The organism is Streptomyces sp. NPDC091371, assembly GCF_040684275.1.
In the GTDB taxonomy this organism is placed as follows: Bacteria; Actinomycetota; Actinomycetes; order Streptomycetales; family Streptomycetaceae; genus Streptomyces.
This window is the reverse complement of record NZ_JBFBFP010000004.1, coordinates 72,264-98,457: the sequence shown is the minus strand read 5'-3', so window position 1 is coordinate 98,457 and position 26,194 is coordinate 72,264. Positions and strand designations below refer to the sequence as shown.

General features: G+C 72.3%; 24 protein-coding genes. 6 read left to right on the top strand and 18 right to left on the bottom strand.

Annotation, left to right across the window (positions count from 1 at the left end):
- Window positions 1-17 precede the first annotated feature (17 nt).
- On the bottom strand, window positions 18-557 hold the full coding sequence (locus AB0O21_RS07260) for a hypothetical protein (protein WP_365167318.1): 540 nt from the start codon (window positions 555-557) through the stop codon (window positions 18-20).
- Window positions 558-704: 147 nt separating this feature from the next.
- Between AB0O21_RS07260 and AB0O21_RS07255 the strand changes: the two genes are divergently transcribed.
- On the top strand, window positions 705-3,665 hold the full coding sequence (locus AB0O21_RS07255) for a BTAD domain-containing putative transcriptional regulator (RefSeq protein ID WP_365167316.1): 2,961 nt from the start codon (window positions 705-707) through the stop codon (window positions 3,663-3,665).
- Between the two features lie 41 nt (window positions 3,666-3,706).
- Here AB0O21_RS07255 and AB0O21_RS07250 read toward each other — a convergent pair whose 3' ends face one another.
- The 4 genes from AB0O21_RS07250 to AB0O21_RS07235 all read right to left on the bottom strand — a co-directional run bounded on the left by AB0O21_RS07250 (window position 3,707) and on the right by AB0O21_RS07235 (window position 12,818).
- Window positions 3,707-5,413: a thiamine pyrophosphate-binding protein gene (locus AB0O21_RS07250; RefSeq protein ID WP_365167314.1), complete on the bottom strand. Its 1,707-nt coding sequence runs from the start codon at window positions 5,411-5,413 to the stop codon at window positions 3,707-3,709.
- Window positions 5,414-5,423: 10 nt separating this feature from the next.
- Window positions 5,424-6,797 (bottom strand): hypothetical protein, encoded by a 1,374-nt coding sequence (locus tag AB0O21_RS07245; RefSeq protein WP_365167312.1) that lies wholly within the window; start codon window positions 6,795-6,797, stop codon window positions 5,424-5,426.
- Between the two features lie 14 nt (window positions 6,798-6,811).
- Entirely contained in the window at window positions 6,812-9,679 is a 2,868-nt protein-coding gene (locus AB0O21_RS07240; RefSeq protein ID WP_365167310.1) for a peroxidase family protein, read from the bottom strand.
- A 112-nt stretch (window positions 9,680-9,791) separates the two neighbouring features.
- Window positions 9,792-12,818: a hypothetical protein gene (locus AB0O21_RS07235; protein WP_365167308.1), complete on the bottom strand. Its 3,027-nt coding sequence runs from the start codon at window positions 12,816-12,818 to the stop codon at window positions 9,792-9,794.
- 155 nt (window positions 12,819-12,973) lie between these two features.
- Here AB0O21_RS07235 and AB0O21_RS07230 point away from each other — a divergent pair, with 155 nt between their 5' ends.
- Window positions 12,974-13,345: a family 1 glycosylhydrolase gene (locus AB0O21_RS07230; protein ID WP_365167750.1), complete on the top strand. Its 372-nt coding sequence runs from the start codon at window positions 12,974-12,976 to the stop codon at window positions 13,343-13,345.
- A gap of 44 nt (window positions 13,346-13,389) precedes the next feature.
- Here the strand turns inward: AB0O21_RS07230 and AB0O21_RS07225 are convergent, their stop codons facing one another.
- The 3 genes from AB0O21_RS07225 to AB0O21_RS07215 all read right to left on the bottom strand — a co-directional run bounded on the left by AB0O21_RS07225 (window position 13,390) and on the right by AB0O21_RS07215 (window position 16,278).
- Window positions 13,390-13,893, bottom strand: a complete 504-nt coding sequence (locus AB0O21_RS07225) for an NUDIX hydrolase (protein ID WP_365167306.1) — start codon at window positions 13,891-13,893, stop codon at window positions 13,390-13,392.
- Window positions 13,894-14,175: 282 nt separating this feature from the next.
- Window positions 14,176-15,423, bottom strand: coding sequence for an FAD-dependent monooxygenase (locus AB0O21_RS07220; protein ID WP_365167303.1), 1,248 nt, complete (start codon window positions 15,421-15,423; stop codon window positions 14,176-14,178).
- On the bottom strand, window positions 15,424-16,278 hold the full coding sequence (locus AB0O21_RS07215) for an alpha/beta hydrolase (protein WP_365167301.1): 855 nt from the start codon (window positions 16,276-16,278) through the stop codon (window positions 15,424-15,426).
- A 77-nt stretch (window positions 16,279-16,355) separates the two neighbouring features.
- On the opposite strand from AB0O21_RS07215, the gene AB0O21_RS07210 reads away from it, so the two are divergent.
- Window positions 16,356-17,261, top strand: a complete 906-nt coding sequence (locus tag AB0O21_RS07210; protein ID WP_365167299.1) for a helix-turn-helix domain-containing protein — start codon at window positions 16,356-16,358, stop codon at window positions 17,259-17,261.
- Between the two features lie 127 nt (window positions 17,262-17,388).
- On the opposite strand, the gene AB0O21_RS07205 is transcribed toward AB0O21_RS07210, so the two are convergent.
- Window positions 17,389-17,982, bottom strand: a complete 594-nt coding sequence (locus tag AB0O21_RS07205) for a DUF4240 domain-containing protein (protein WP_365167297.1) — start codon at window positions 17,980-17,982, stop codon at window positions 17,389-17,391.
- A 49-nt stretch (window positions 17,983-18,031) separates the two neighbouring features.
- Window positions 18,032-19,051 carry a hypothetical protein gene (locus tag AB0O21_RS07200; RefSeq protein WP_365167294.1) on the bottom strand — a complete coding sequence of 340 codons (1,020 nt, stop codon included), beginning with the start codon at window positions 19,049-19,051 and terminating at the stop codon, window positions 18,032-18,034.
- A gap of 331 nt (window positions 19,052-19,382) precedes the next feature.
- Here AB0O21_RS07200 and AB0O21_RS07195 point away from each other — a divergent pair, with 331 nt between their 5' ends.
- Window positions 19,383-19,838 (top strand): hypothetical protein, encoded by a 456-nt coding sequence (locus tag AB0O21_RS07195; RefSeq protein ID WP_365167291.1) that lies wholly within the window; start codon window positions 19,383-19,385, stop codon window positions 19,836-19,838.
- Here AB0O21_RS07195 and AB0O21_RS07190 read toward each other — a convergent pair.
- The 3 genes from AB0O21_RS07190 to AB0O21_RS07180 form a co-directional block, all read right to left on the bottom strand.
- The gene (locus tag AB0O21_RS07190; protein WP_365167288.1) at window positions 19,818-20,180 is read right to left on the bottom strand and encodes a hypothetical protein; all 363 of its coding nucleotides are present in this window, start codon (window positions 20,178-20,180) and stop codon (window positions 19,818-19,820) included. The genes AB0O21_RS07195 and AB0O21_RS07190 overlap by 21 nt on opposite strands.
- Window positions 20,181-20,317: 137 nt before the next feature.
- Window positions 20,318-20,989 (bottom strand): hypothetical protein, encoded by a 672-nt coding sequence (locus AB0O21_RS07185; RefSeq protein ID WP_365167286.1) that lies wholly within the window; start codon window positions 20,987-20,989, stop codon window positions 20,318-20,320.
- A 135-nt stretch (window positions 20,990-21,124) separates the two neighbouring features.
- Window positions 21,125-21,418, bottom strand: coding sequence for a Ku protein (locus tag AB0O21_RS07180; protein WP_365167284.1), 294 nt, complete (start codon window positions 21,416-21,418; stop codon window positions 21,125-21,127).
- 260 nt (window positions 21,419-21,678) lie between these two features.
- Here AB0O21_RS07180 and AB0O21_RS07175 point away from each other — a divergent pair, with 260 nt between their 5' ends.
- Window positions 21,679-22,098 (top strand): ATP-binding protein, encoded by a 420-nt coding sequence (locus tag AB0O21_RS07175; RefSeq protein ID WP_365167282.1) that lies wholly within the window; start codon window positions 21,679-21,681, stop codon window positions 22,096-22,098.
- Between the two features lie 23 nt (window positions 22,099-22,121).
- On the opposite strand, the gene AB0O21_RS07170 is transcribed toward AB0O21_RS07175, so the two are convergent.
- The 3 genes from AB0O21_RS07170 to AB0O21_RS07160 all read right to left on the bottom strand — a co-directional run bounded on the left by AB0O21_RS07170 (window position 22,122) and on the right by AB0O21_RS07160 (window position 24,592).
- On the bottom strand, window positions 22,122-23,345 hold the full coding sequence (locus tag AB0O21_RS07170) for a cytochrome P450 (protein ID WP_365167280.1): 1,224 nt from the start codon (window positions 23,343-23,345) through the stop codon (window positions 22,122-22,124).
- Window positions 23,346-23,477: 132 nt separating this feature from the next.
- Window positions 23,478-23,954 carry a VOC family protein gene (locus tag AB0O21_RS07165; protein WP_365167277.1) on the bottom strand — a complete coding sequence of 159 codons (477 nt, stop codon included), beginning with the start codon at window positions 23,952-23,954 and terminating at the stop codon, window positions 23,478-23,480.
- Between the two features lie 107 nt (window positions 23,955-24,061).
- Window positions 24,062-24,592, bottom strand: coding sequence for a DoxX family membrane protein (locus tag AB0O21_RS07160; RefSeq protein ID WP_365167274.1), 531 nt, complete (start codon window positions 24,590-24,592; stop codon window positions 24,062-24,064).
- A gap of 236 nt (window positions 24,593-24,828) precedes the next feature.
- On the opposite strand from AB0O21_RS07160, the gene AB0O21_RS07155 reads away from it, so the two are divergent.
- Entirely contained in the window at window positions 24,829-25,251 is a 423-nt protein-coding gene (locus tag AB0O21_RS07155) for a CBS domain-containing protein (RefSeq protein WP_365167272.1), read from the top strand.
- Window positions 25,252-25,288: 37 nt separating this feature from the next.
- Here the strand turns inward: AB0O21_RS07155 and AB0O21_RS07150 are convergent, their stop codons facing one another.
- Both AB0O21_RS07150 and AB0O21_RS07145 read right to left on the bottom strand, forming a co-directional pair.
- Entirely contained in the window at window positions 25,289-25,729 is a 441-nt protein-coding gene (locus AB0O21_RS07150) for a hypothetical protein (RefSeq protein WP_365167269.1), read from the bottom strand.
- Window positions 25,716-26,180, bottom strand: a complete 465-nt coding sequence (locus AB0O21_RS07145; RefSeq protein WP_365167266.1) for an Ohr family peroxiredoxin — start codon at window positions 26,178-26,180, stop codon at window positions 25,716-25,718. Before AB0O21_RS07145 ends, AB0O21_RS07150 begins: the two co-directional genes overlap by 14 nt.
- Between the last annotated feature and the right edge of the window lie 14 nt (window positions 26,181-26,194).

Genomic DNA, 26,194 nt, shown 5'->3' with positions numbered 1-26,194 from the left:
GGCGGCTCCCGGCGGGCCTACCGGGTCTCGCGGACCAGCCGGTACGGCTCTCCCGCCAGCCAGAGGCGATCCTCCGCGTCCACGTGGCAGCCGCGGCGTTCCGGGAGGCCGCGCAGGTACGCGACGGCCGGGCCGGTCAGGCGGACCCGGCCGCCGCCGAGGTGGGTGATGCCGTTCGGCGCGGGCAGCGAGGCGAGCCAGGTGGCGTGGTCCCGGCGCAGCTCGGCGGTGTACGAGACCTCCGCGCCGGAATCCCGTGCCAGGGCGTACAGGACGTCCCCGTAGCGCGCGTGGTCCAGGACGGCGCGTACGGCCGCTTCGATGCCCGACAGGCCCGCGTCCACCTGGTCGCAGGCGAAGACGCGGCCGGCCCGGGCCCGGGCGTACGCGAACCAGCTCCCCGCACGGGACGGGACGACGTAGCCGACCGGATACCCGCCCGGGAGCCCGTCGTCCAGGCAGACGTACACGATCCCGGCGGCATCGCTCTCCTCCCGCGTGAGGAAGAGTCCCCGCGCCTTGAGCAGCATCGTGAGAGACCCGTCGATGACGGTCATGTTCGTGCTCCTTCCCCGGTCATGGCGGCGGCCGCCCCCTCGAACGGCCGCCGCGCTTGCGAAACCTTCGCGGAAGGCGATGCAATGTCGATGAAGTTCTGATGATGTGGGGCATGAGGCGGGGCGGGGCGGGCGGAGGCTTTGGGCGTGGGGGCGGGATCTCGTCGGCGGCTGCGGCTCGCCGTGCTCGGCACCGTACGGGCCTGGCGCGACGGTACGCGCCTCGCTCTCGGGCCCGTCCGGCAACAGGCCGTCCTGGCCGCGCTGGTGCTGCGCCCCGGACTCCTGGTGAGCCGCGAGCAGTTGCTCGACGGGGTGTGGGGGGACAATCCACCGGGCTCCGGCCCCAAGGTCCTGCCAAGCTACGTCTACGCGCTGCGCCGCAGACTCGACGAGGAGGGCACCGCGCCGGCGGATTCGGTGATCCGCGGGGAGCAGGGCGGGTACCGCTTCGCCGCCGGCACGGCCCGGACCGACGTCGACGACCTGGCCGAGCTGGCCTCCGCCGCCCGTCGCGCGAAGGCGTCCGGCGATCCGGCCACCGCCGCGGACCGGCTGTCCGCCGCGCTCGCCCTGTTCGACGGCGAGCCCCTCGCCGGCCTGCCCGGACCGTACGCCGACGCCGAGCGGCAGCGGCTCCTGGAGCGGCTGCGCGCGGTGCGGCGGGACCGGCTCGCATGCCTGGTCCTGCTCGGCCGGTTCACCGAAACCCTGGACGAGCTCGCCGCCCTGTCCGCGGCCGCTCCCACCGACGAACCGCTGGCCGTGCTCCGCATGCGCGCCCTGCACGGCTGCGACCGCCAGGCCGAGGCGCTGAACGTGTACGAGGACCTGCGCAGGCGCCTCAAGCGCGAACTGGGCGTCGATCCAGGTGAGGAACTCCGGCGGGCGCACCAGGCGGTGCTCCGCGGGGAAGGCGTACGCCTCCCGCGCCCGCCGGCACCGCCGTCCGCCGCACTCCCGTCAGCCGCACCCCCGCCCCCGCCCCCGCCCCCGTCCCCGGCTCCCGCCCCGGCCGGGCAGCTCGGCCCCCGGCGCGCCGTCAACGACCTGCCGGGCGACGCCGGCCGGCTGATCGGCCGGGAGGACGAACTGGCGCGGCTGACCGCCCCGTCGGCGCCCGGCTCCGTATCGATCGTGACGGTGGACGGGACGGCCGGGGTCGGCAAGACGGCGCTCGTCGTCCGCGCGGCCCGCGAGCTCAGCGCCCACTACCCGGACGGCTGCCTGTTCGTGGACCTGCGCGCGCACAGCACGGGCCGGCGGCAGACGCCCGAGCAGGCCCTCCAGCGCCTGCTGCGCTCCCTCGGCGCGGCCCACGGCGAGCTGCCGAGCGACCTCGAGGAACTCACCGCCGCCTGGCGCGCGGCGACCAGCCCGCTGCGGCTCCTCCTCGTACTGGACGACGCCCTGGACGCCGACCAGGTGCGGCCGTTGCTGCCGGCGGGGGCGGGAAGCACGGTGCTCGTGGCCGGCCGGCGCAGGCTCGGCGAACTGGACGCCGACCGGCGCGTCACCCTGGAGCCCCTGGCGGCCGGCGACGCCGTGTCCCTGCTCACGCACCTCATCGGAGACGAGCGCGCGAGCAGGGAGCCGGAGGCGACGGACCGGCTCGTCGGGCTGTGCGACGGGCTGCCGCTGGCCTTGCGCATCGCCGGGTCACGCCTCCAGAACCGGGGCAGTTGGACGGTCGGGTACCTGGTGGGCCGCATGGCGGACGACGACCGCCTGCTCGGCGAGCTCAGCGTGGGGGACCGCAGCGTGGAAGCGGCCTTCCGGCTGTCCTACGACCAGCTCACCCCCGAGCAGCGGCGCGGATTCCGCGGCCTGGGCCTGGCACCGACGGTCGAGTTCGACGTACTGACGCCGGCGGCCATGCTCGGATGGCCGCCCCACGACACCGAGCGCGTCCTGGAGAGCCTGGTCGACACGAGCCTCCTCCAGCAGCCGCGTCCGGGCCGCTACCGCCTCCACGACCTGGTCCGCGTGCACGCACGACGCGTCGCGGAGGCCGCGCCGGAGGAGGCCGCCACCGCCCGCACGGCCGCGCTGCGCCTCTACCTCGACGCCGCCCGGGCCACCAGCGACTGGGGAGCCGGCGCCTTCACCACCGGCCCCGGGCCCATCGGCGGGGCGTTCGCGGACTGGCGGGAGGCGGAGGCCTGGCTGGACGCGGCCGGCGGAGAACTCGCCGACGTCGTCGGACACGCCGCGGCCCTCGGCGAAGCCGACTACGCCTGCTGGATCGCCGAGGCGCTGTGCGACTACTTCGTACGGCAGGGCCGCTACCACGAGAGCCAGACCGCGCTGGAGACCGCCCTCGCGCAGGTGGACGGGGCCACCGACCGGCGCATGGCCCTCGCCCTGCGGAACTGCCTGGGCTACACCTCCCTGCACCAGCGCCGGTACACCCGGGCCCGCGCCCTGTTCACCGAGGCGCTGGCCCTCGGCCGGCTGCGGCCCGACCCGTATGAGGAATCCCGCACCCTGACCGGATTCGGCGCCCTCTACATCAGCCTGGGCGACGGCGGCCGGGCGCTCTCCCACGTCACCGAGGCGACCGGCCCGGCCCGGCGGCCGCTCAACGACTGGGTCGCCGCGATGGCCTTCGTCATCCAGGGCCTCGTCCACCAGTACGAACGACGCAACGACGAGGCCCTGGCCTCGTTCGCCGAGGCCCGCACCCACGCCGAGGCGTCCGGCCGCCCCCGCATGTCCGGCAGGGTCCTGAGCTGCGCCGCCGACATCCACCTGCGCCTCGGCCGCTCCGGGGAGGCCAAACGCCTGCTCCGCGAGGCGGTCGACCTGGTCGCGCAGGGCGGGGACGTCTTCCTCTGCGCCCGCAGCCTGACCCGGCTGGGCACGGCACACCAGGACGAGGGGGATCCGGGCGCCGCCATCGCCCTCCACCACCAGGCCCTGCTGCAGCATCGCTTGCTGTCCCCGCTCACCGAACCCGGGTACGACTGGCTGGAGATGGACATCCGCAGTCGGCTGGGCCGCGCCTACGTGGCGGCGGGACGCGTCCGCGAGGCGCGCGAGCAGTTCCGGACCGTGCTCGACGTCCACGCCGCCCGCGCGCACCGCGCGGGCCCGGCCGCCCGCTGAGCGGGTCGCGCATCCGACCAGGCCGGCAGGGCCCTCGTTCCTCACGACCGGAAGCGTTCCTCGAGGGTCTCGACGAGCCCGTCGATCACGCCGTCAGGCGACGGGCTGTAGTGCGGCACCGCCCATCGCGTGATCGCGGCGTCGATGACCGTGGGCCGGCCCGACGCCAGGGCCGCGCGGAACGCGTCCTCGAACTCCTCCAGCGTCTCCACCCGGTACCCGTCGGCGCCGCACGCGCGCGCGTACGCGGCGAAGTCCGGGTTCTTGAACTCGACGAGGGCGGATTCGGCGTACGTGACCAGCTGGAAGAGTTTGATCAGCTTGAACTCCCCGTCGTTGAAGATGACCCAGATGACGGGGATGTCGTGCTCGACGGCGGTCATCAGCTCGAAGCCGGACAGCGAGTAGCATCCGTCGCCGCAGCCCACGACGACGGTCCGGTCCGGGTGGGCGACCTTCAGGCCGATCGCCCCGTTGACGTGTCCGGCCATCGGCCCGAAGGAGCCGGCCTTGCGGAAGTTCTGCCCCTGTTCCAGCTCCACGTAGTACCCGAGCCACGCCAGATGGGCGCCCGCGTCCGCGAGCAGAACACCCCGGGGCGGCAGCAGGCGCCCGATCGACTGGGCGAGTTCGCCGGGATGGATCTTTCCCGTCAGGTGGACGATCTTGCGGGCTTCGTAGTCCCGGCCGTCGACCTCGACCGCCGGTACGTCGCCGACCATCCGCTCCAGCGCGTCGACCAGGGCGGCCACCGCGGGACGCGCGTCGGACAGCAGGGTGTGGTCGGGCCGGTAGGCCTTCTGGAACTCGCCCTCGGAGATGTTCACATGGATGAGCAGCTTGTCCTCGAACAGGTCCTCGCGGTAGTTGAACGTGGCGTGCTGGTTGAGGGAGTTGCCGATGCACAGCACGACGTCGGCCTCGCGGAAGGCCTTCCACGCGCTGGAGTGGCCGCTGTCGGCGAAGACGCCGACCGCGAGCGGGTGTCCCTCGGAGACGATGCCCTTGCCGTCCAGGGTGGTGAGCAGGGGGATCTGGAACCGCTCGATCAGCCGCTCGATCTGCGGTCCGGCCCCGCTCCGTACCGCACCGAATCCGACGAGCGCCACGATCCGCTTCCCCCGTGCCAGGGCGTCCGCCAGGACCGATGCGATCTCCGCCACCCGTGCCGGGTCCGGCAGGACCGGCTTCACGTCGAGCTTCAGCGGCCGGAAGTTCGTGACCTCGACGCCGCGGTGGGTCAGGTTCTCGGGCACGTGGATGTGCACGGGCCCGGGCCTCCCCTCGAACGCGAGGTTGACGGCTTCCTCCAGGACGTCGCACGTCTCGGCGATGTCGGTGAGGAGGAAGGACTTCTTCGTCGTGGCCGCGAACATCGCCTGGGAGTCGGGCGTGCGGTTCAGCCCCGACGTCTCGTTGAGCGAGCCCCAACCACGCCATTCCATGCTCGCGTACCCCGAGACGGCGAGGACCGGATAGGAGTCGGACATGGCCACGGCCAGCCCCGAGAACAGGTTGAACGCGCCCGGCCCGGCCGTCGCGAAGCAGAAGCCCAGCCGGTTCGTGTACATGGCGTAGCCGCAGGCCATGAAGGACGCGGCCTGCTCGTGCCGCGTGATGACCGGCCGGATCTGCCGCGAATGCTTCAGCGCCAGCATCAGACCCGCCGCGTTCTCCCCGGCACCGCCGAAGGCCGCGCGCACCCCGACGCCTTCCAGCCCCTTGACGATGGCTTCGTAGACTCTCATCGGGTCTCCCTCATCCGTCCCAGCGCGAGGCGTGCCGGCGGTGGGCCTCGGTCAGGCCGCCCTGGAAGAAGCGGTCGTAGTACTCGGATTCGACGTGGTGCGCCTGCAGCCAGATGCCGGGGACGTGGATGGCGTCGGTGTGCGCCGGGAACCGTCCGTGGGTCTCGTGGATGTACACGCAGACGTCCCGCGCGCATTCGATCACCTGCCGGTCGTACTCACCGGCCTCGGCGAGGTACCGCTGCGCGTAGTCGTCCTTGTAGATGCGGGTGAAGAGTTCCTTGTCCGCGTAGATGCCGTGCTCCCCGAACTTGGAGCGGACGACGGAGTCGACGGCGGCCTGCATCGACGGGTGGTTGGGCGGGCAGGCCGCCTTGATGAGGTGCTCGCCGCCGGCCCGCAGCCCCACCGGGTGGGCGCGCAGGCCCGCGTACTTGGGCAGCGGCACCTGCCAGCGCAGGACGTCGGCGGGGCGGAACTTCGGCGTGACGAAGTCGAAGCCCAGCATCCGGCCGTAGGCGCGCGAGAACTTCGGGTCGCCCAGCATGATCTGGGGGCTGATCGTCGCGTGGATCCAGGCGCCGAGTCCCATGGCGTCCGCGACCAGCATCATGTTCTGCAGCAGCAGGTCGGCTTCGACCTGCGTGCGCATCGGCCCCAGGGCACCCAGCGGCAGTTTGACGTCCGGGTTGAGGAAGCCGTTCTTCAGCCATTTCCGCACTCCGGCCGGGCGGTAGAAGTTGCGGTCGTCGACGATCGTGGGCCGGGCTCCCTCCGGCTGCGTGAGCAGGTACATCAGCGCGTTGACGTACTGGTGGGAGAGGTCGACCACCGGCAGGAACAGGGTGGTGCCCGGGAGGTTGGACAGGAACCGGTTGGAGTCGAGGTACGCCGGGAAGTCGCGCATGCCCTCGGCGACGTCCAGGCGGTGGTCCAGTACGCGCACTTTCGACATGCGCGCGCGGTCGATCAGCGTGTCGGGGTCGAAGGCGTGGTCCCGGGACGGGGGCAGTTTCCGCAGGTAGTACGTGCCACTGTCGTTGATCATGAAGAAGTGGGTGGCCTGCGCGTTGTCCGGGCTCCCCGCCGTCCGCCCCGTCATGTTCAGGTTCGGCTTGGCCATGATGGGCTGGTGATCGCGCGGGTCCTCGAAGGGCCGGTCGGGCATGGTCAGCCCCGAGGAGCCGGTGAGGGCGATGAGCACCGCCTCCTCCAGCTCGCCCAGGGGCTGCGGCCGGTGGGCGGAGCGGTGGCTCATCGATCCGGCCGGCACGGACGCGCCCCGGCTGACACGGTGGGTGCGCCGCTTGAAGACCGTCTCCCACAGCGGACGGGACAGGAGGGCTTCCAGGCCGGGGTGGCCCGTGCCGTCGGGTGTGGACATGGCGCCTTCCCCGCTCAGCCGCGGCCGGGGCCGCTGTTGTTGCGCTCGGGCTGGACCGGACGCCAGGGCGCGAACGCGCTCGCGCCGCGCGGCAGGATGCCCGCCAGCTCGGGGCAGTGCCGCAGGATGACGCTCGTCATGCTGCCGCGTTCGATCCAGTCCATGCCGAGGGGCGTGTAGAGCTCGGGCCGGAAGTCGACCGTGAGGAAGCGGTCGCTCTGCAGCCGTCTGCTGGCCATCAGGATGAAGACCCGGAAGGCGGTGTCGCTGAACCCGAAGCCCGTGGGCGGATTCTCGGCGAAGAGCCCCACCACGGTGTCGATGTCGTCCACCGAGCGGTACACGTCCCGGAGCCGTGCGACCGTCCGCGGATCGGAGGAGAGGTCCTCGAACCGCCGGATCCGCGGCTTGTGCAGGCCGGCCCGGAAGTCGTTGTAGCGCGGGACGCCGCGGCGCCGGGTTCGGACCAGGTCGACCACGGAGAGGTCGATCAGCTCCCCGTCCCGCTCGAACGCCTGGAGCGTACGAGGGAAGTTGTGGAGGGTGATCGCCCCCGGGTGGGCGATGCCCAGCGAGTACAGGGTGTTCACCAGGCCGGTCTTGCGGATGAGGGGCTCCGCGGCCGCGCCCTGGAGGTCGGTGAACGTCAGGGTGTCGAGCGGGCGGCCGAACCGGTGGTCGACCAGTTCGTAGTCGTCGGGGATCAGGGGGTGCATCCGGTAGACGGTGACGAACTCCTCCGTGAGGGAGTACGGGGCACCGTGGTGGTCGGGCAGGGTCTTGGGGATGCCGTGCTGCCCGTTCGCCTCCAGCAGCCAGACGCCCAGCTGGTCGAGCCAGTTCTTCGGCGGCCCCTGCCAGTTGGTCTTCATGCCGATGTCGAGGGTCTTGGTGGCGAGGATCGCGGGGGTCCACTCGACCGTGTGGATCTTCGCGATCAGGGCCGAGACGACCAGCCGCGCCGTGTGGTACACCCGGTCCTCGTCCATGCGGGGGTACTCGCGTCGCAGGGCCTCGCACACCGCGTTGTGCTCACGGGCGAACAGGGTGTGCATGGCGCTGAGGCCGAGCCACCAGTTGTCCGTGAATCCGGTGAGCGGGACACCGTTCGAGCCGTTCGGCAGGTGCCCCTCCTCCAGCCGGAGCCCGGCGCCGCCCCCGGGCTCGCGCAGCGAATTCGCGACCGCCTGGTCACCGCCGTAGACCTCCGAACCGTCCCACCAGTGCGAGACGCCGCTCGCGAACAGGATCGGCGACCGCTCCCCGCCGGGTACGCGCACCGCCTCGTCCTCACCGAAGCGCATCACCTTCTCCCGCGGTCCGCCCGGCGTGTTCTGCCAGGTCTCACCGGGCGGCAGCGGCACCTCGACGCTCTTCGTGCCGACCGGGAGCCTCTTGTGCTTGACCCAGTCGTGCACCTGGAACTGGATCCACGCGGCGGCGATGACGTTCAGTGACGTCGCGGGGATGAACGCCTCGCGCCGGAGCAGTTCCCTGCTGACGGTGACCGGATTGGGGGCGTCGAACCGGTCCGGGCGGTACACGGGGGGCATGGTGCGGCCGAAGGTCGCCCCGACGGCCCCCATCGCCGGCGCCGACAGGTCGTTGTACGTGCCGTCGTAACTGCGCCTGACCAGCAGGTCCGCGTCGATCGGCGCCTCCACCGGCCCGGCCTCGGGCGGCGCCTCGTGGACTTCGGTGTCGATGAGGTTGTGCCGGCGCAACGTTTGGCGGAAGGCCATGAGGTTGAGCAGGCCGAGCGGGGTGGGCAGCCGGTGCCAGGGGACGAAGCGGTTCACGGTGCGGAAGGCGGCCCGCAGCGGCGCCCCGAGCAGCACGTTGCGCCGCGGCTCGACGGTCACGAAGCGGTGGCCCAGGCGGTGGGCGCTGCTCGCCTCGTACGCGAGCTTGCGGGCGCGGTTGAGGTTGCCCAGGGGGCGGAAGCCCTCCGTGGTGTGCCACGGGTTGAAGGCCAGCAGGTCGACCCGCGACGCGCAGGCGCGCGCTTCGGCGGTGTGGATGTCCTGGCGCGGGACGGTCAGCGTGGCCACCGGCACGATGGGCGCGTCCGCCTCCCGCCACTCGGCCGCGCCGTCCTCGATGGGCGTGCGCCGGGCGTCCGCGTAGCGCTGCACGCAGAGCTCGAAGACGACATCCGCCTGACGCAGCCGCTGGGACAGCTCGTGGCGCAGGTGATCGGGATCGGTGCCCGGCACCGCCGGGGCCGGCGGGGCGCCCGCGGCCGGCCGCAGCTGATAGCGCACCGGTCCCGCGCCGCCCCACAGGACCGCGCCGCGGGACCAGTACGTCTCCAGCGCCAGACTGGACACCGTGCGCCGGGTCCCCGCGACGACGTTGCGCCGCATGCGGCCGGCCGTGGACCAGCCGACCGCCAGGGGCAGCTTGACGAACAGGGCGAAGCCCTTGGCGAGCCGCGAGTCGGCACCCGCCATGGCCTTCGCGAAGGCGACGAACTCACCCGCGTTGCGGGCATGGGAGACCGGGAAGCTCGTCATCAGCAGGTCGTGGGTCTCGTCGGAGCCCACCTCGACCCGCAGCGCCGCCCCGCGCAGATCGGGCGCGAAGTCGGGCTGGCGGACACCGCTCGCGTTGGACAGCCGGACCGTGACCGGGTACTCGGCCCCGGGCCGGGCGAAACCCGTCCGCAGGTCCTCGGGGAGGTCGTCGCGGAACCTCAGCCGGGCGTTCTCCACGCCGAGGACCGCCTTGGCGTGGAAGGTCCGTTCGAGAGCGGGGGAGCCGCTGCGCTTCTTCACCTTGAGCTGCACCCGCAGGAGGTCACCCGCGAGTCGCTCGAAGACCCGCCGTTCGGCCTCCGGGCTGCCGCCGACGTATCGCTCGTACCGCTCGGCCTCGTCCATGCGCGCCTCTTCGCGAAGGGGGTTTCTGTGTACTCCACACGAGGTTGCCCTACCTCCGGGGCGGTGTCGTGCGCAGCGCGGCAGACGGGCGATGTCCGGCGCCGAACACCGGTCAGTCGGCTCCGTGCCTCCCGTGCTTCCCGCCCGTCCCCGCCTTTCCGGCCTTTCCGGCCGCGGTGCCGAGGTAGTGGCCGAGCGCCCGGTAGGCGTCGAACTGGGCGTGGTCGAACCACTGGTCGAAAGTGGCCTGCCGGGGGAAGGCCTTCTCCCTGAGGGCGTAGCTCAGCAGCTCGTAGGACATGTCCGGGGTCAGGTTCGCCTTGGCGAAGATGATCGTGCCCTGGTGGGAGGGGGGAGCGCCGGGGGAGAACAGGACCGGCTCGGGGTACGTGATGGTGCCCGTCACCACGCAGCTCGCGGAGAACCGCGCGTTGAGGGCCGCCATCCCTTCCGGTGGCCCCAGCGGTTCGGCACTGCCCGGCACCAGCTTGAGCACCTCGTCCTTCGGGAACTCGATGACCACCCCGAGGTCCTCGTACGCGAGCGTCACCGCTTGGGCGAGGGTGGTGGCCAACGGCGGGCTGTCCCCGCTGGAGTCGATGACGTAGATCGTCCGGCAGCGGAGCCGGAGCATCTCGACCAGCCCGAGATTGTCGAAGTGCCCGCCGTCGGTGCACAGCAGCATGGGGCTGGTGTCCGAGTACCGGCCCACGAGCTCCTGCAACTGGTAGCGCAGCCGCCGCATCCGCGGCAGCCGGGGCATGGTCCAGTCGGGACCGTACTTCGCCAGTTCGGCGAGATAGGCGGGGTTGGGCACCCAGGTGCCCAGACGCAGGTTGGACAGCGCGAGCAGCCGCTCGAAGAACATCGTCTGCGTGCCCATCGCGGAGGCGAAGGCCGCGCCGGACACCGCGACGGCGGACTGCACCGTGATGTCGCGCCTGATCAGCGGCCGGGCCGTCGCCTCCAGCGTGGAGGTCCGCACCCAGCCGGTGTCGGGACCGCCGACGTAGTCGGAGGCGAAGGTGAACGGGACGGCGGGCCGGCCGGGCGCGGTGCGGTTGCGCAGCGAGACGGCGGCGGAGGCGGCGAAGATGACCTGCGGGAAGCCGTCCACCTTCCGGGCATGGGTGCTGAGATGGGTCGGCTCGGCGTTGTAGTCGTACGGGAGGCCCCCCACTGAGCCGTCCTTCAGTACCGCGCGCCGCACGGCGAAGGCGCCCGCCAGCCGCTGCCGGTAGAAGGGGTGCAGGCTGAAGGTGGTCTGGTCGATGACGAACGGCAGGACGAGCAGGGCGAGGGGCAGCCCCCACTTCCACCGCCAGTCCCACTCGCCCGCGTACACGGCGACCCAGGCGAGCAGCGCGAGACCGAAGAAGCCGAGCAGGAGCAGCACCAGCCAGCAGACGATCGCCTTCACCCAGCCGGTACTGCTCTGGACGGTGATCGAGGTGCCGCCCCTGGAGAACATGCCCGCCGTGTCCCCGTCCGGCTTGAGCTTCTTCACCGACTTGTGGGCCGCGGTGTACAGCGCCCCCAGCCACGTGGCCGCGGCCGTGAGCGCGGCGAGCAGGGTCACGCCCTGGCCGCCCGTGGGCAGGAGGTTCTGCGCCTCGGACAGCCATACGAAGAACCAGATCACGGCGGGGAAGACGATGGTGTACGCGGCGACCGCCAGGGCCAGCACCACGATCGTCTTGATGGTGCTCCGCACCCAGGCCGGGCGGGAGCGTCCGGTGAACGCCCGGAAGAGGGTGGTGACCAGGGTCACCACCCCGGCGAGCGCGATGAGGACGAGCACGGGATTGCGGACGTGCGTGTACAGCTCCAGGCGCGGTACCTTGCCGCCGGGGCGCCGCAGGGCGTCGAGGTCGGTCAGCGGGACGTGCGCGTAGAAGGCGTGCAGGTACATGCCCGCCACCGTGAACATCAGCGCCAGCATGCCGAGGGAGACGACCATGCCGCGCAGCACGGTCCCCGCCGCCTGCAGCCGCTCCCTGGGACTGTCCGCGAGGTACTTCGCGTGCCGGCGGACGTGGTCCTCCTCGGGGCTGCCGGGCGCGAACACGTCCTCGGGCGTGGCGAGATCGGCCCGCACGAACGGCTTCCCGCTGCTGTCCTTGGGCTGTTCGGGGGTGAGCGCCAGCTGGAACGCCCCCGCCGTGAAGCCGCCGCCCGAGACGGACACCAGATAGCGCGCCTTCTGGACCACGCCCGCGTCCCGGAGCGCCTGGAGCGCGCCGAGGACGACCGAGGCGGAGCGGATCCCGCCGCCGGACGCGCAGATGCCGACCTCGGCCGGGTCCCGGCCGGGCAGTTGGAGCGCCCTGGTGTGCCAGCGGGCCTTCGCGCTGTCCCTCGGCCCCGGCGGCCCTTCGCTGTGCGGCGCGGGCGGCGTGTACGGGGCCGTCCAGTCCGCCAGGGGAGTGGAGGCGTGCGGCGCCGCGGGCGGGGCGATCACGTCCGGGTCGTCCCACCAGCTCTCGGACCCGTCGGCCAGTTTGTGGGCGCTGCGTACGACGGCACGCGGATGCGGAGGCTGCGCTCCCTCCACCGCGGCCTTGGTGGGCAGCAGCCGGCGGAAGGCCAGGGTGAGGCCCGCCCACAGGGCCGCGGCGATCAGCGGGACGACGACCGTCCACTTCACCTGGGCGCAGTAGGAGGCCCAGGTGAAGGCCCATTCCGGCCCGCTGTCGAGCCGGTCGAGGCCCAGGTGGAGGAAGAGGTTCTCCGCGCAGTCCGCCACCAGCGGCACGGCGGTGAGGGCAAGGGCGCGGCGGGCCCACAGGCGGGAGGCCCTGCGGTAGAGGTACAGGGTGCCGAAGCCGAGCACGGAGGCCAGCGCCAGCGTGTACCCCGGGATGAACAGCAGCCAGTCGAGGAGCAGCCCGTCCTTGAAGAGCCTGATCCTGTCGCCGGTGCTGCCGCCGATGATGTCCAGTACGGTCTGACGGGTCGGGAGGTCCTGGCCCGCGGCGAACTGCAGCCGCACCTCCGCCCTCCCGCCGGGTTTGTCCATGGGCGGGGCCAGCAGGTAGACCAGCATCAGGGTGAGGCCGACGACCAGGCCGCCCCAGCAGAGCCAGGGGGCCCAGCCCGGGATCTGACGTCTCGGGGTGTGCTCCTGAGTGCGCGTCATGTCTCCACGGTAGTGAAACCGGAGCCGTATCCAGGGACGCGCGCGCACGGGCTCCGGGTGACGCGCCGCAGCCGGGGCCGGGGCCGGCGCCGGATCCGGGGCCCGGGGCCCGGGCAGAAGGACGGCGGCGGCACCACGCGGGAGCACGGACGCGGATCATCCCGGACGGCGACGGCGCCGTGAACCCGGCCGGCGTCGCCCACGACCACCGGCTGATCATCGAGTGCATCCGGCACGGCACCCTCCAGGACAAGGGCGGCTGGAGCTCCCGGGCCACCGTCGACGCCTTCGTCCGGTACGCCGAGACGGCCTTCCGCGAGTACGGCGACGCGGCCGACCCCGCGCAGGCGCAGCGCGAGCTCCACCGCCCGAACCACCACATGACGCTCGCCCAGGCCCGGGTCACCACCCTCTGCCATGAGATCGTCCCGGCGGCCGAGATCGAGCCGGCGCCCGACATCGCGCTCGTCTACCCGCAGTCCAGCCGCCCCGTGGCCGTACACGGCACCTGCAACCCCACCGCCTGAGCCCGGGCGCCCGCCCGCGGGCCGGACGTCAGGACGATGCTCGTCTACGCCTCCCAGTCCCAGGTGTCGAAGTACGCGGGCACCCCGGCCCGGCGGGCGGCCATCACCGCTTCGAGCCGCGCGTGGTCCCGGACCGGCATCAGCTCCCGCCACTGCGGCAGGCTCAGGACGCGGACCTCGTCGTGCTCGTCGGGGTCCAGGACGATCCCGGCGAGCTGGCCGGAGGTGAGGCGGCCGCCGTCGAACACGTAGCCCGCGGTGCTCAGCGGCCACTGCCTGCCGGGCAGCCCGAACACCGCGGCCAGCAGCCGCGGCGGTCCGGGAACGACGAGTCCGGTCTCCTCCCGGCACTCCCGCACCGCCGTCTCCCACGGACGTTCGCCCGGATCGGCGACCCCGCCCGGCCACTGCCAGGGATGCGTGGAGGAGTAGGTGGCGCGCAGCTGGACGGGCCGGTCGTCCTCGTCGGTGAAGAACACCGCGCCGAACACGGTGGCCTTCGGAAGCGACGCGGCGAACTCCTCGGGCGGCAGCCACTTCTTGGTCACGACGCGCCCCCCTCGAGCGTGGCCGTGGCGGAGCGGCGGCGCCGGTGGGCGGGGTCGTCGAGTCGGGGCTGGTTCACGCAGTGGTCCTTTCGTGGACGGGCTTCAGGCGGTGGGCGGTGCAGGGGGCGGTGGCCGCACCCGGGAGTCGCCCGTCGCGGCAGGCGCAGCGTTCACAGCTGCAGGTGTGGGGGAGTCCCTGACCCATTGCTGCCCGCTGGGTTCGCGGTGCATTCGGTACCGCGTGAGCGTGGTCCGCCGCCTGACGGGAGGCAGAGGACGAGATCAGCATGTCCGGCATCGTGATGTGGTGGGCGCCGGCGGGTAGTCGTCGACGGTCATGGAGTTGTAGAGGCGTGCGCTCTTGGTGGTGAGGCGGAGGAGGGCGCGGCTGGGCCCCGTCGGCAGGGCGGAGATCAGGCGGGCCCCCTGGGCCAGTCCCCGCACTCCGAGGCGGGAGGTGGGGATCAGGGTTTTCGCGGCGCTGAGCGCGGCCGCGCGGCTGCCCCGCACGTGCTCCGCCATCGCGCGCTCGTAGGCGGGGAAGGCGCGCTCGTGGTCACCGTCCGCCCGCGCCGGCTCCCCGGCGAGGACGTACGCTCCGACGACGGCCAGGCTGGTGCTGCCGCCGACGGCCGGGCCGGGGCAGTAGCCCGCGTCGCCGACGAGCGCCACGCGCCCCCGTGACCAGGTGTCCATGCGGAGCTGGGTGATGGAGTCGAAGTAGAACGCCGGGGTGCGGCCGAGCTCGTCCAGCCAGCGGTCCACATCGGGGTGCATGCCCTCGAAGGCACTGCGCAGCAGCTCCTTGTGCCGGGGCACGTCGTGGTGGTGGTAGTCGAGCTCGCGCGCGCTCCGGAACAGGAACAACGCCCGCGCGTCGCCGAGGTGCCGCGCGCCGTACATGCCGGCAGTGCGGCCGACGCCGACGTGGATGAGGAGCTCGCCGTCGAGCGCGGCGACGTTCGGCAGGGGCAGCACCCCGAGGTAGGCCCCGGTGAAGGCGCTGAAGCGGGACTCGTCGCCGAAGACGAGGCGGCGCACGTTGGAGTGCAGCCCGTCCGCGCCGACGACGAGGTCGAAGCGGCGCGGCGCGGCTTTCTCGAACCGCACCTCGCCGTCGGGCGAGATCGCGGTGATCGAGTCGCCGAAGACGTACTCGACGTCGTCGCGCGCGGCGTCGTAGTAGATCTCACTCAGGTCGTCGCGCATGATCTCGACGTGCCGGTCGGAGGCGGCACCGAAGATCTTGGAGAGGTCCGCCCGGACGGGACGCCGTACGCCCTCCCGGTGGACGGTCATCCGGTTGGTGCCGGTGGCCCGCTCCTCGACGAGCGGGAGTACGCCCATCTTCTCCGAGACGTTCACCGCGGGCCGGAACAGGTCGACCGCGTGGCCGCCGGTGTTGCGTGGAGCCGGCGCGCGCTCGACGACGGTGACGCAGAAGCCGTGCCTGGTGAGCCAGTACGCCAGCACCGGACCGGCGACGCCGGCCCCGGAGACGAGAATCCGGACGGGACCCCTCCTTGTCATTCAGACCGCCCGTACGGCGTCCCCGTGGCGAAGGCCGGCAGGGATGGCCGTCCGCGCGGGATCCTCGAGTATCGGTGAGTGCCCGAGACCGGGCAGCAACTCGACTTTCGCGCCCGGAACGGCGCGGTAGTCGGCGGCGGATGAGGATCGCCACCTGCGGTCGTCCACGCCGAAGATCACCAGTAGCGGCTTGCCGAGGGCCGTCAGCCGGTCCGGGAGCGCCTGCCGCTCCAGGTAGTCGCGGGTGCCGTGCATCGTCGCGGTGAGCGTGTACTGGGTCATGCAGCGCACCTCGTCCAGAAGCTCTGACGGGATCTGGTAGCCCGCGCGACTGAAACCGGTGCTCGCGAACCGGCGGATCTCCTCGTCGGTCGGCGGCCACTGCGAGAGCCCGGTCGCGGTGGACTGCGGTGCGATGAAGGCGTCCAGGCTGGGGCCGGTGTTGATGAGCGCGAGCGCGGTCACCAGGCCGGGTCGCTGTTCGGCGAGCGCGGTGGCGACCGCGCCGCCGCTGGAATGGCCGACGACCACGGCGTGCTCGACGCCGAGCCGGTCCAGTGCCACGCCGGCCCGGCGTGCCTGGTCCGGGAGCGCGTAGCTGCGGTCGGCCGGTTTGGCCGACCGGCCGTGCCCGAGCAGGTCGATCCGGATGACGCGGTGAGATCCGGTCAGCAGCGGAACCAGCTGGTCCCACGAGCGGGTCGAGGATGCGGACCCGTGGATGAGCAGGAGTGCGGGGGCGTCGCGGGGGCCGTCCTGGCACACGTGGATGTAGCCGTCGTCCAGCGGCAGGGTCGAACTCTTGGTGGCCTCGGCGCCGCCGTTCACGCGCGGTCCGTCGTCAGAAGCAGTCATGAGCCCACTGTCTCCGCCGGTTCCCACCCGCGGATTGGATGAATGTTCCCCTCTGCCGACTCAACTAGCATGGAACGGTGGGGACTTTCATGCACGGTGCGGCTGTGTGGGACGTCGCATGCCCGCAGCGTCCCAGCAGGGTGGCCGGTCTCACCATGGCCGGATTCCGCGTCCCTGACCTGGACGCGCTCCGGATGGTCCCGCACCCGGCCGTGACGCTGCTCCTGGAGTTCGGTGCCGGCTCGCCCGTCCTTGACTGTGCCGCCGGGCAGCAGCAACGGGGAAGCCTGGTCGCCGGGCCCGGGCTGGGGACCGGCGGCGAGGTCCGGGCGCGGGGTGAGAACGTCGAGTGCGTGCAGGTGCGCCTGTCCCCGGTGATCGCACGGGCGGTTCTGGGCGCCTCTCCCGCCGACCTCGACGGCGCCGTCGTGTCACTGGGCGACCTGTGGGGCCGGGAGGCGTCCCGGATCCGAGAGCAACTGGGCGATGTCTCGTCGTGGCAGGATCGCTTCGCGTTGACGGACGCGCTGCTCGCCCGTCGGCATGAGGCGGGGCCGCCCGTGGACCCGGGGGTGGCCTGGGCCTGGCACCGCATCGTCGACAGCCGTGGCCTGGTCCGGGTCGATGGACTCGCGGCCGAGGTGGGATGGAGCCGTAAGCGCCTTTGGTCCCGGTTCCGGTCGCAGCTCGGCCTGCCGCCCAAACGCGCCGTGAAGCTGGTCCGCTTCGACCATGCCGCCCACCGCCTGGTCGCGGGTGAAGGCGCGGCCCGAGTCGCGGCCGACGCCGGCTACGCCGACCAGTCACACCTGCACCGGGACGTCGTGGCGTTCACCGGGGCCACGCCCGTGACCGTGGCCGGCGAGCCGTTCCTCGCCGTTGACGACATCGCATGGCCCAGCCGCGGAACACCCGCCAAGCCTCCCGTCCCCAGGGACCTCCGGCTCGACCGCCGACTGGAGGTGAGACGGCTACCGCTGTGAACGGCTGCTGGAGCATTGCGTGTCGGCGTACTTGCCAGAGCTGCCAGAGTGCCCAGGCGAGTACGGGTGAACGGGCTGACTCAGATGGCAGATCGCAGGCGTCGCGTCACCGATCAGGACCTGGCTTCTACGGGAAGAGGACGTCGAGCCGGGGTGTCCCCGTTCTCACCGTGGCCTCTATGGTGTCGATTTCTTCTCCGGGCTTCGCCCACGTCTCCCGGACGGCTTCCAGGGCCTCGTGGAACGCCTCCCCGCAGTCGCTCTCCTGGCCCGTCAGTTCGTCGAACACCTCCTGGGCCACGTAGTCGAGCTCCTCCCATTCCGGCCATTCGTCGTCACACCACTCCCGCGTGTGCCGTCCCACCAGGGCCCGCACCTCAGCAACGTCAGCGAGGGCATCCGGATCAGCGAGCACCGCCTTGTACGTCCCCTGCCCCTGGGCCACCAGCCAGAGCGCGAAATAGTCGAAGCCGTCATCGGAGCACAAGCCGCCCTCAATCCGGCCCACCGCCCGCCACAATGCGCCCGTGGCGACCGCCGAGCACGCGGCCTCCAGCCGCGCCTGAAACTCCGCCCCCTCCGCGGCCGGCCGGCACCGCAACTCCCCGCGCAGCCACTCCAGCCGTTCGTGCCGGTCACCGGGGCGACAGCTCAGCCCATCCATGAGCGCCCAGAAGGTCATATCGTCCATGCCGCACAGGATCGCAACCACCACTGACATGCCCGAGAACCCCTTGGCGAGGCGACCGTTTCGGGCGCTCCCGCCCGGCCTACCGCGCCGGGTAGGTGGTGAGGTACTGCAGGACGGCGGCGAACGCGGTCACCATGTCGTTGAGGCCGACCGTCTCCTTGAGCACCACGGAGCTGCCGTGTCCGCCACCCTCGTACCCGTAATAACGCGGGTGGCCCTTTGCCCCTGACTTCTTCTTGAATCCGTCGCCTTCCGGCTCCGCCACCAGCTCTTGCACCCCGGGCCCGGCATGCCGGACGAAGCTGCAACGGGCGAGCCAGTCCCGTTTCCGGTCCGCGAGTGCCCCATTGGCGGCGGAAGTCGCCTCCGGCGTCTGAACCATGATGCGGATCTCGAAAGGACTGCCCGTGCCGCTCCTCGGGTTCAGGCGCTGGATCTCGGCGACGACGTAGCCGTCCTCCGTCTCTCGCCAGGCACAGATGTTCGGGGCTCCGGCCTCGGAGCGCTGCTTCGGTGCGAAGACCGTGCCGGGCGGGGAGGTCGCCTGCGTGATGCTTGCCAGTCGCCGCAGACGCAACGCATCGCTGAGCACGATGGAGGCATGGTTCGCCGGACCCGTTGCCTCGGCCTCCAGCTGCGTGAACTGCTGGAGCCCTCGGACGGACAGGAGCCGGGCGAGGTCATCCGCCGAATGGTTCCAGCCGGCGAGGAGACTGGCGACGGTGAGCCGACGGGACCAATGGCTCGGCTCATTCGGGATGGGATCGGCATTCGGGCCCACCAGGTAGCGGTCTGACGCCGGTATGCCCCTCGCCTCAGCCCAGGCGTCGTAGACCGCGAACTGTTCGCCATGGGCGCCGGCACCGAGCTTCACCTCCATCACCGTGCGCTCGGTGCCGTCAAGCAGGACGACGAAGTCGGCCCGGCCTGCCGGCGCGCCCCGGCCTGCCTTCACCCAAGCCTCCCGCCAGACCGTGATCGTCCCCGGTGCCAGGACCAAGGCCGACCGGAGCGGCTCGGGATCCAGCTCGGCGAGGAAGCACAGCAAGTCCGACCAGTCGTCCTCGGTACGCAGCAGGCGCGTCAGTCCATAGGTCACGACCGGACGCTACACGCCCCCTCTCGTTCCGCCAGAGGTTCGGGCACAGACGGGGCGCGCTCCGCGCGGGCGTCGTCGTGGCGGCCGTGCTGTGCGGCTTGCCCACATCGGCCGGTACGCCGTCGGCCCGTGCGGTGCCCACCGTGCCGGTGTCCGTGACGGTGACCAGCGTCGACGGGGTCGGCGACGACCTCGACGGGATCGACCACGACGACTGCGGCACGCCTTTCCGCACCGACACGGGCGAGCTGGAATCGGATGACGACCGGCTCGACATCAAGTCCGGCGCGGGCGAGACGGTGACCGTGGCCCTCGGCTTGCGGACCGGCCGGTGGAGCGGCGACGCCAACTGGCCGACGGCGACAACACGATCGACGTCGACCTGCCGTGGTTCGGGGCCGGCCCCCACCACAAGGACGCCTTCCTGGAGCTCGACTACTCGACGGGACAGGCTCCCCGGCGTGACGACATCCAGGCGACGGAGCGTTCGGCCGAGGCCCCGCCGCTTGAGCAGCTTTATGCGTGGCGGCTGTGGCCGGAGCGGGTCACTGCACCAGTGAACGACGGCGTTGAGGTGTTCGCTCTGCCGAATCGGCTGACCCGAGCGCTGGCCAGGGCTAGCTCCGCCGAACTCGGAGAGCTCGCAGCCCGCTGGACCACGCGGCTCTGGTCCGAGGACGGGGACGACATGACCGATGATGATCTACTGGCGGTCCTGCAGGGGATTGCCCGGCTCGCGGAGTCTGCGGTGAACGCGGGGGGCGGCCTATACAGCTGGAGCCTCTGACCGTCCCCCGGCCCCCCGCGCCCGCGCCCGCGCCCGCAAGGGAGGCTCGTTCTTGACGCCGCTGCACGCCAGGAGCTCGGTCCCGGTGGCGTCGAAGTGCAGGGTGAAGAACCAAGATCGGTCTGCGGCGACGATGTTGCCGGTACGCAGTTGCCCGTCGCGGTGCCGAGCGCGAAGGATCTCAACGGTCTCGTCGAGGCCGAGGGTCGTGAGGCCGATCTTCAACGACCACCGCACCCTTGTCGCAGCGATGCCGAAGACCATCGACACTGGCGGCTGTCCGTCGAAGAGCAGTACCTCGCGGCCAGGCAGCGATGGCGTCGCGTGCTGCCTTGCAGGCACTGGTCTGGTCCTTGAGCATCGCAGTAATGTCGCGCTGACCCGGGTCCTCGTCCTCGATGGCCATGCGATGACTGTAGGGAGCGAACGCGGGCGTTGCTACAGGATTCGGAGTGGCCTGCGCGGGGCCGTCGGAGCCATCAGGACCGCCTACCCAGCGGAGGTCGTCCGTCGATGACGGTGCTCTTCGAGCCGATGGCTGCAGCCTGCGTGCGGCATCGTTCCAGCCCGGCAGTCACCTCTTCGCGGTCCGGGCCGTCCTGGCTGGCCAGGAGTTGGCCAGCGGCGGTCATGGCGTCCCAGAAATCGGGCGGCGAGCCCCGCCCGTCCCGGAACCGGGTCTTGGCGAAGTAGAGGAAGATCTTCGTGAGCTCCCCGGTGCGAAACCACCCGAGCAGGCCACAGGGATGGCCCCCGCGGGCACCAGCGGCGGTTCCCAGCAGGTCGCGGATGCGCTCTTCGTGCTCGTCAAGCACTCGGTCCACGATGAAGACGTGCCCGAACGTGAGAACGAGGGCGAGGTCCTCCTCCTCACCCATCACGAACTCCGCGAAAAGCGGCTCGACCTCTCGAAGCCGGGCCTCGGCGTCAGTCGGGGGCACACCCAGGGCCAAGCACACGGCCAACACACAGACACCCCACTGGCCGGTCCTCGCGGCCAGCTCGGCGAAGACCTCCTCGCCGCTCTGCCCTGCGGCGAGCATCTCCTGCGCCTCCAGAATCAGCGCGCCCTGGCCCTCCCCATGACTCATGGCGAGAGGCGACCGCGAGGTGCGATGGGCGCGCGAGTCGGCCGCGATCCCCTCGGTCACCGAGGCAGCACGAAGCCACCCGGCCAACGGGGGTGTGAAGCGCAGCAGAGCCGGATTGCAGCCCTATTTCGCACACTCGAATACCGACGCTGCCGTCCTCCGCCTTCAGAGTGATCAGGTACTCGCGGCCGCGCATCACGAACGTGGCCACGCCCGCCCGGTTCGCCTTCGCCAGGGCCTTCTGCAGCAGGGCGTACACCTTGGCGTACTCCTTGCCCCTTGGGGCGGGCCGACGTAGTAGGTCTTGTCGAAGACGATCGGAGCGACCTGGTCGAGGTCGACGAAGCCGCTGGTCTCCAGGGTCTGGGAGCGCCCGGGCGCTATGTCGTCGAGCTCCCTGGGCTCGACCAGTACGCACTCGTCGCCGGCGCCGGGCCCCGGGAGGGCGGGATGCGGTCCCCGTCGCAGCCATGAGGGCCAGGACCGCACCCCGCACCCTGCACCTACCCGGGGCGGGGGAGGTGACACGGTGGGGCGCAGTGACGCCGCCGGCGTCACCCCGCACCAGGCGGCCCGGTTCCTCCAGCGCTTCGCCGGAGCCCATGGGGAGCGCCCCGCCGACGTCGCGCGGGCTGCGGGACGGGTTCGAGGACGGCGAGAGGTTCGAGGGGGGCTGAGGGAGTGAACGGGGCGGGTGGGGGAAGGCGGATGGAGGTAAGCGTTACGCCGGCTTTTGGACGATCGATTCCATGCTGCCTGTTCACTCGACCCTGCGCCTGCGCCTGCGCCTGCACCTGGACCTGGACGGTCCGGGTTCGGCGGCAGTCGCGCGCCGCGCGGCGCGTGAGTTCCTCGCGTACTCCGCGCCCGGCCGGCCCGCCTTCGGACCCGTCGCCCTGGACGTCGCCCTGCTGGTGATCAGCGAACTCGTCACCAACGCGGTCCGCCATACGTCCGGAGGCTGCGCGCTGGACCTCCGCCTGCGGCCAGAGGGGGTCGACGTCGAGGTCACGGACTCCAGTAGTGCCGAGCCACGGCCCAGGCGGCCCGATCAGAAGGGCGAGGGCGGATGGGGATGGCACCTGGTCAACCGGCTCGCCACCGAAGTGGAGATCCGGCACCACGGCGAACAGGGGGGAAAGACCATCCACGTCCATGTCACCCGGTGAGCCGTCGGCCGGGTGCCGCGCGTTCACCAGGTCGTGTGCAGGGCCCGCGGCGAGCGGTGGATCAAGGTGGGGCGCATGGCCGGCGGGGGTGCGTCCGGGTCCAGCCGCAGGCCCGGCAGGCGGCGGGTGAAGACTTCGAGGGTGATGCGGAGTTGTTCGCGGGCCAGCTGAGAGCCGGGGCAGCCGTGGGGGCCGTGGCCGAAGGAGAGGTGGCGCCGGTCCTCGGGGCGGCTGATGTCGAACCGGTCGGCCCGCTCGTACCGGTCCTCGTCCCGGTTGGCCGAACCGTAGGCGACCAGAACGGTCGCTCCGGCCGGGAGCTTGGTGCCGGCCAGTGTCACCGGCCGGGTCGTGGTGCGGCGGAAGGCCTGGACGGCGGTGTCGTAGCGGGCCGCCTCCTCCACCGCGGCGGGTATCAGCGCCGGATCCGCGCAGAGCATCTCCCACTGCGGCCGGTCGCGCAGCAGATGCAGCAGCGTGGTGCCGATCAGCGCGCTGGTGGTGAGGAACCCGGCGATCAGGAGGTTCTGGAGGCTCGCCACCAGTTCGTGGCGCTCGTCGAGGGTGAGCTCGGCGTCACCGGGCGCCAGGGCCGCCACCCTGGCCGAGCACAGGTCGTCCCGGGGCGAGGCGCGCCGATCACGCAGGTATCCGTCCAGCAGGTGCTGGAGCGCGACCACGTCCTCGGCGGCCGCAGCCTGATCCTTCGGCGGCAGCGGCCTGAACAGCAGCTCGTCGGCCCGGTATCCGCCGTGCACCGCCGCGGGCACGTCCGCCGGGTCCAGGCCGATGAGCCGGCCGACCACCCGCCCCGGCAGCCGACGGGCGTACGCCTCCATCAGCTCGGCGGATCCGTCCGCCGCGATGCCCTCCACCAGCTCGCTCGCGCACTCCCGCGCGTACGGCAGCAAGGCGGCCACGCGCGCGGCGGACAGGCCGCGGTTCAGCACGCCCCGGTGCCGCCGGTGCTCCGCACCGTCCGAGGTGACGACGGTCTCGCGCGGTGCGAACCCGCGCGGCAGGACGCCCAACGCCGCGTCCGACAGTGCGATGTCGGGGAGCAGGGACCCGGCGGAGGAGAAGTCCTCGGCACGCACCAGCACCTCCCGGACGTCCTGGTCGCGGGCCACCAGCCACGCGTCGAACTCCGGTACGTACGTCAGGCCTGCGGCCCGGCGGGCGCGGGCGTAGAGCGGGTACGGGTCGAGGTAGAGCTCATCGCGCCTTGCCTGGTCGTGCGACGGCACACGGTCCTCCGGATCGCGGTGAGACGGGGCCGCGGGGCAACTCCGCGGGGGTGAACTCCGGTGCCGGACCATGGTGCCCGAGCCCCGCCGCGCCGGGAAGGGCGCCCCACCCGGCTCCGGCTCGGTCCCGCCTCACGCCTCCGGCGTGCGCTGCGCGGCGTCCGGCGGCGCGGGCGTGAGCGAGGCGAAGTCGGGCAGGATCAGGGAGCCGTCGCCGGCCAGCGTGAAGCCGGGGTTGTGGGCGATCTCCCAGGCATGGCCGTCGGGGTCGGTGAAGACGCCCGAGTAGAAGCCGATCGCGTTGACGGCGGCGGGCCGGGTGACCGTGCCGCCGGCCTCCGCGGCGGCGCCGAGGAGGCTGTCGACCTCGGCGTCCGTACGCACGTTGTGGGCCAGGGCGATGCCCCCGAACCCGGCCGGCGGGGCGTCGGGCAGCCCGCAGTCCGCGGCCAGTTTCCGGCGGTCCCACAGGACCAGGGCCATTCCTCCCGCCTGGTGGAAGACCGTCTCCTCGACCTCGGTGCCACGCCATCCGAGGGCCGCGTAGAAGCTCTTGGCCCGGGCGAGGTCCGAGACCCCCAGGGTGATGAGGCTGATCCGCTGTTCCATTCCGACACCGTAACGGCCGTGCGCGGCCGGGGCACGGGACACGGGGCACGGGGCACGGGGGCCGGCGATCCGGCGGCCCGCCCTCCCGGGCGCAGGGCCCGGCCGGTTCAGTCCCCGTCGGCTCCGGCCGGGGACTCCATCGCGGCGATGCGCCGGTTGACGACGACGGTGGCGGCGGCCGCGCTGAGCGCGAAGGCCACCACGATGACCGCGGGACGGTCGAGCCTATGCCCGCTGATGTGGTCGAGCGAGAAGCGCCCCGGCCCGGTGACGCCGAGGCAGGCCGCGACGGAGCCGAGGAAGGCCGGGTACTCGAAGCCGCCGCCCTGGGCGAAGAACCCGGCGGGCGCGTGGACCGAGACGGCCCCTGCCATGGCGCCGGCCGCCGCGGCGCCCGCGGCCGGGGTGGCGAGCCCCAGCGCCAGCAGGGCACCGCCGCCCGCCTCGCCGAGCCCGGCCGCGAGGGCGCTCGGCCTGCCCGGAACGAAGCCCATGTGCTCCATCGCCTCGGCCGTTCCCTCGATGCCGCCCCCGCCGAACCAGCCGAAGAGCTTCTGCGTGCCGTGCGCGATCAGCACGCCGCCCGCCGCGAGGCGCAGGGCGAGCAGCCCGAGGTCCTTGCGAAGGATGAACTGCATGGGGCGACCTTTCGATGGGTGGGCTGGGGGATCGGCGCACACGGACGTCCGGCTCCCGCTCCACCATCACCCGGGAGACCCCCAGGACCCCGGCTCGCGGAGCCGGACACACGCGAGAACGCCCGCCCGGACCAGCGTCCGCGCGTGTCCGCCGCCGGCCGGCGAGGTGGTCCGCATACGGGTCCCCGGCCCGGGTAGGCGCCGGGTAGCAGCCGCTTCCAGTAGCGGGAGGAACCATGACCCGGCGAGTCCACGAGGTGATGACCGAGAAGCCGGTGACCGTCGAGAAACTGACCTCACTGGCCGAAGCGGCCCGCGTCATGCGGGACGCGGACATCGGGGACGTCCTGGTCGTCGACGAGGGCAGGCTGCGCGGGATCCTGACCGACCGGGACCTCGTCATACGGGCCATCGCCGAGAACCGGGACCCCGCGGAGACGACGGTGCAGGCGATCTGCAGCTCTGAGCCGATCACCGTCGGTCCCGGGGACGACGTCCAGCAGGCCGCCGATCTCATGCGGCGCCATGCGCTGAGACGCCTGCCCGTGCAGACCGAGGACGGCGAGCTCGTCGGGGTGGTCACCCTGGGTGACCTCGAGGTCGAACGGGATCCGGGGTCGGCCCTCGCCGCCATCGCGGCGGCCGAGCCCGACAGCTGACGCCCGCCGCTCGGCACGGCCGCGGTCCGGACGGAGGTCACAGCCGCCAGTACGTACCCGTACTCGAATCGACGTGCACGACGTGGCGGCCCACACGCACCACGTGGTGGTCCGGACCGGTCCAGGAGCCGGTGGCACCCTCGGCGCCGGGCAGCGGGGTCCAGACCTCCAGGAAGGTGCTGCCGTCCGGGTTGGTGCCCCGCTCGACGAGGTTCGCGCCCTCCCACCGGAAGGTGCCGGTGTCTTCGCCGGGCTCGCCCGTGAGGTGGTGGAAACGGACCCGGGAGCCGTCGAAGGACGTCGTACCGGCGAAGCCGCGGCTGTCGGCGTAGTACGGCCCGGTCTGCAGCCACACCACTTCGCCGTCCTCGCGCAAGGGGCCGCCGTCGCGGCTGATGCCGCGCCGCAGCCACGCGCCGTGCTCGGGCACCGCCACGCCGGGGCCGGCCGGCTGCGGATCCGGCTCAGGCCTGGTCATCGGGGCCGGTGCCGGTGTCGGCGTCGTCCACGGCCAGGAGGGTCACCGGTACGTTGCCCCGTACTGCCTGCGAGTACGGGCAGACCGCGTCCGCCCGGTGCAGCAGGGGCTGGAGGTCCGCCGCACGCCACCCCGGCAGGCTGACGGTGAGGGCCACCGCGAGGCCGTAGCCGGCGGGCGTGTCCGTGGTGCCGAGCTGAACTTCGCAGGCCACGCGCGCGGCGGAGGCATCCGCACCGAACTCGGCGGCCACCTCCGCGAGCGCGGAGGTGAAGCAGGCGGCGAAGCCGGCCGCGAACAGCTGCTCGGGGTTGGTGGTGCCGGGCACCTTCTTGCGCGGCGGGGCGAGGCGGACGTCCAGGCGCCCGTCGTCCGTGCGGACGGATCCGGTACGGCCCCCGGCGGCGTGTGCGGTCGTCCGGTACAGGCTGCGGGTGAGTGGCACGGTCATGGCGTTCGGCCCAT

Coding starts and splice junctions, on each gene's coding strand:
- AB0O21_RS07245 (WP_365167312.1), bottom strand. CDS start 6,797: ATGTCCACACCCGACGGCACGGGCCACCCCGGCCTGGAAGCCCTCCTG.
- AB0O21_RS07160 (WP_365167274.1), bottom strand. CDS start 24,592: ATGCAGTTCATCCTTCGCAAGGACCTCGGGCTGCTCGCCCTGCGCCTC.
- AB0O21_RS07145 (WP_365167266.1), bottom strand. CDS start 26,180: ATGACCGTGCCACTCACCCGCAGCCTGTACCGGACGACCGCACACGCC.
- AB0O21_RS07250 (WP_365167314.1), bottom strand. CDS start 5,413: ATGAGAGTCTACGAAGCCATCGTCAAGGGGCTGGAAGGCGTCGGGGTG.
- AB0O21_RS07205 (WP_365167297.1), bottom strand. CDS start 17,982: ATGTCAGTGGTGGTTGCGATCCTGTGCGGCATGGACGATATGACCTTC.
- AB0O21_RS07150 (WP_365167269.1), bottom strand. CDS start 25,729: ATGACCAGGCCTGAGCCGGATCCGCAGCCGGCCGGCCCCGGCGTGGCG.
- AB0O21_RS07235 (WP_365167308.1), bottom strand. CDS start 12,818: ATGACGCGCACTCAGGAGCACACCCCGAGACGTCAGATCCCGGGCTGG.
- AB0O21_RS07175 (WP_365167282.1), top strand. CDS start 21,679: ATGCTGCCTGTTCACTCGACCCTGCGCCTGCGCCTGCGCCTGCACCTG.
- AB0O21_RS07155 (WP_365167272.1), top strand. CDS start 24,829: ATGACCCGGCGAGTCCACGAGGTGATGACCGAGAAGCCGGTGACCGTC.
- AB0O21_RS07260 (WP_365167318.1), bottom strand. CDS start 557: ATGACCGTCATCGACGGGTCTCTCACGATGCTGCTCAAGGCGCGGGGA.
- AB0O21_RS07165 (WP_365167277.1), bottom strand. CDS start 23,954: ATGGAACAGCGGATCAGCCTCATCACCCTGGGGGTCTCGGACCTCGCC.
- AB0O21_RS07240 (WP_365167310.1), bottom strand. CDS start 9,679: ATGGACGAGGCCGAGCGGTACGAGCGATACGTCGGCGGCAGCCCGGAG.
- AB0O21_RS07220 (WP_365167303.1), bottom strand. CDS start 15,423: ATGACAAGGAGGGGTCCCGTCCGGATTCTCGTCTCCGGGGCCGGCGTC.
- AB0O21_RS07215 (WP_365167301.1), bottom strand. CDS start 16,278: ATGACTGCTTCTGACGACGGACCGCGCGTGAACGGCGGCGCCGAGGCC.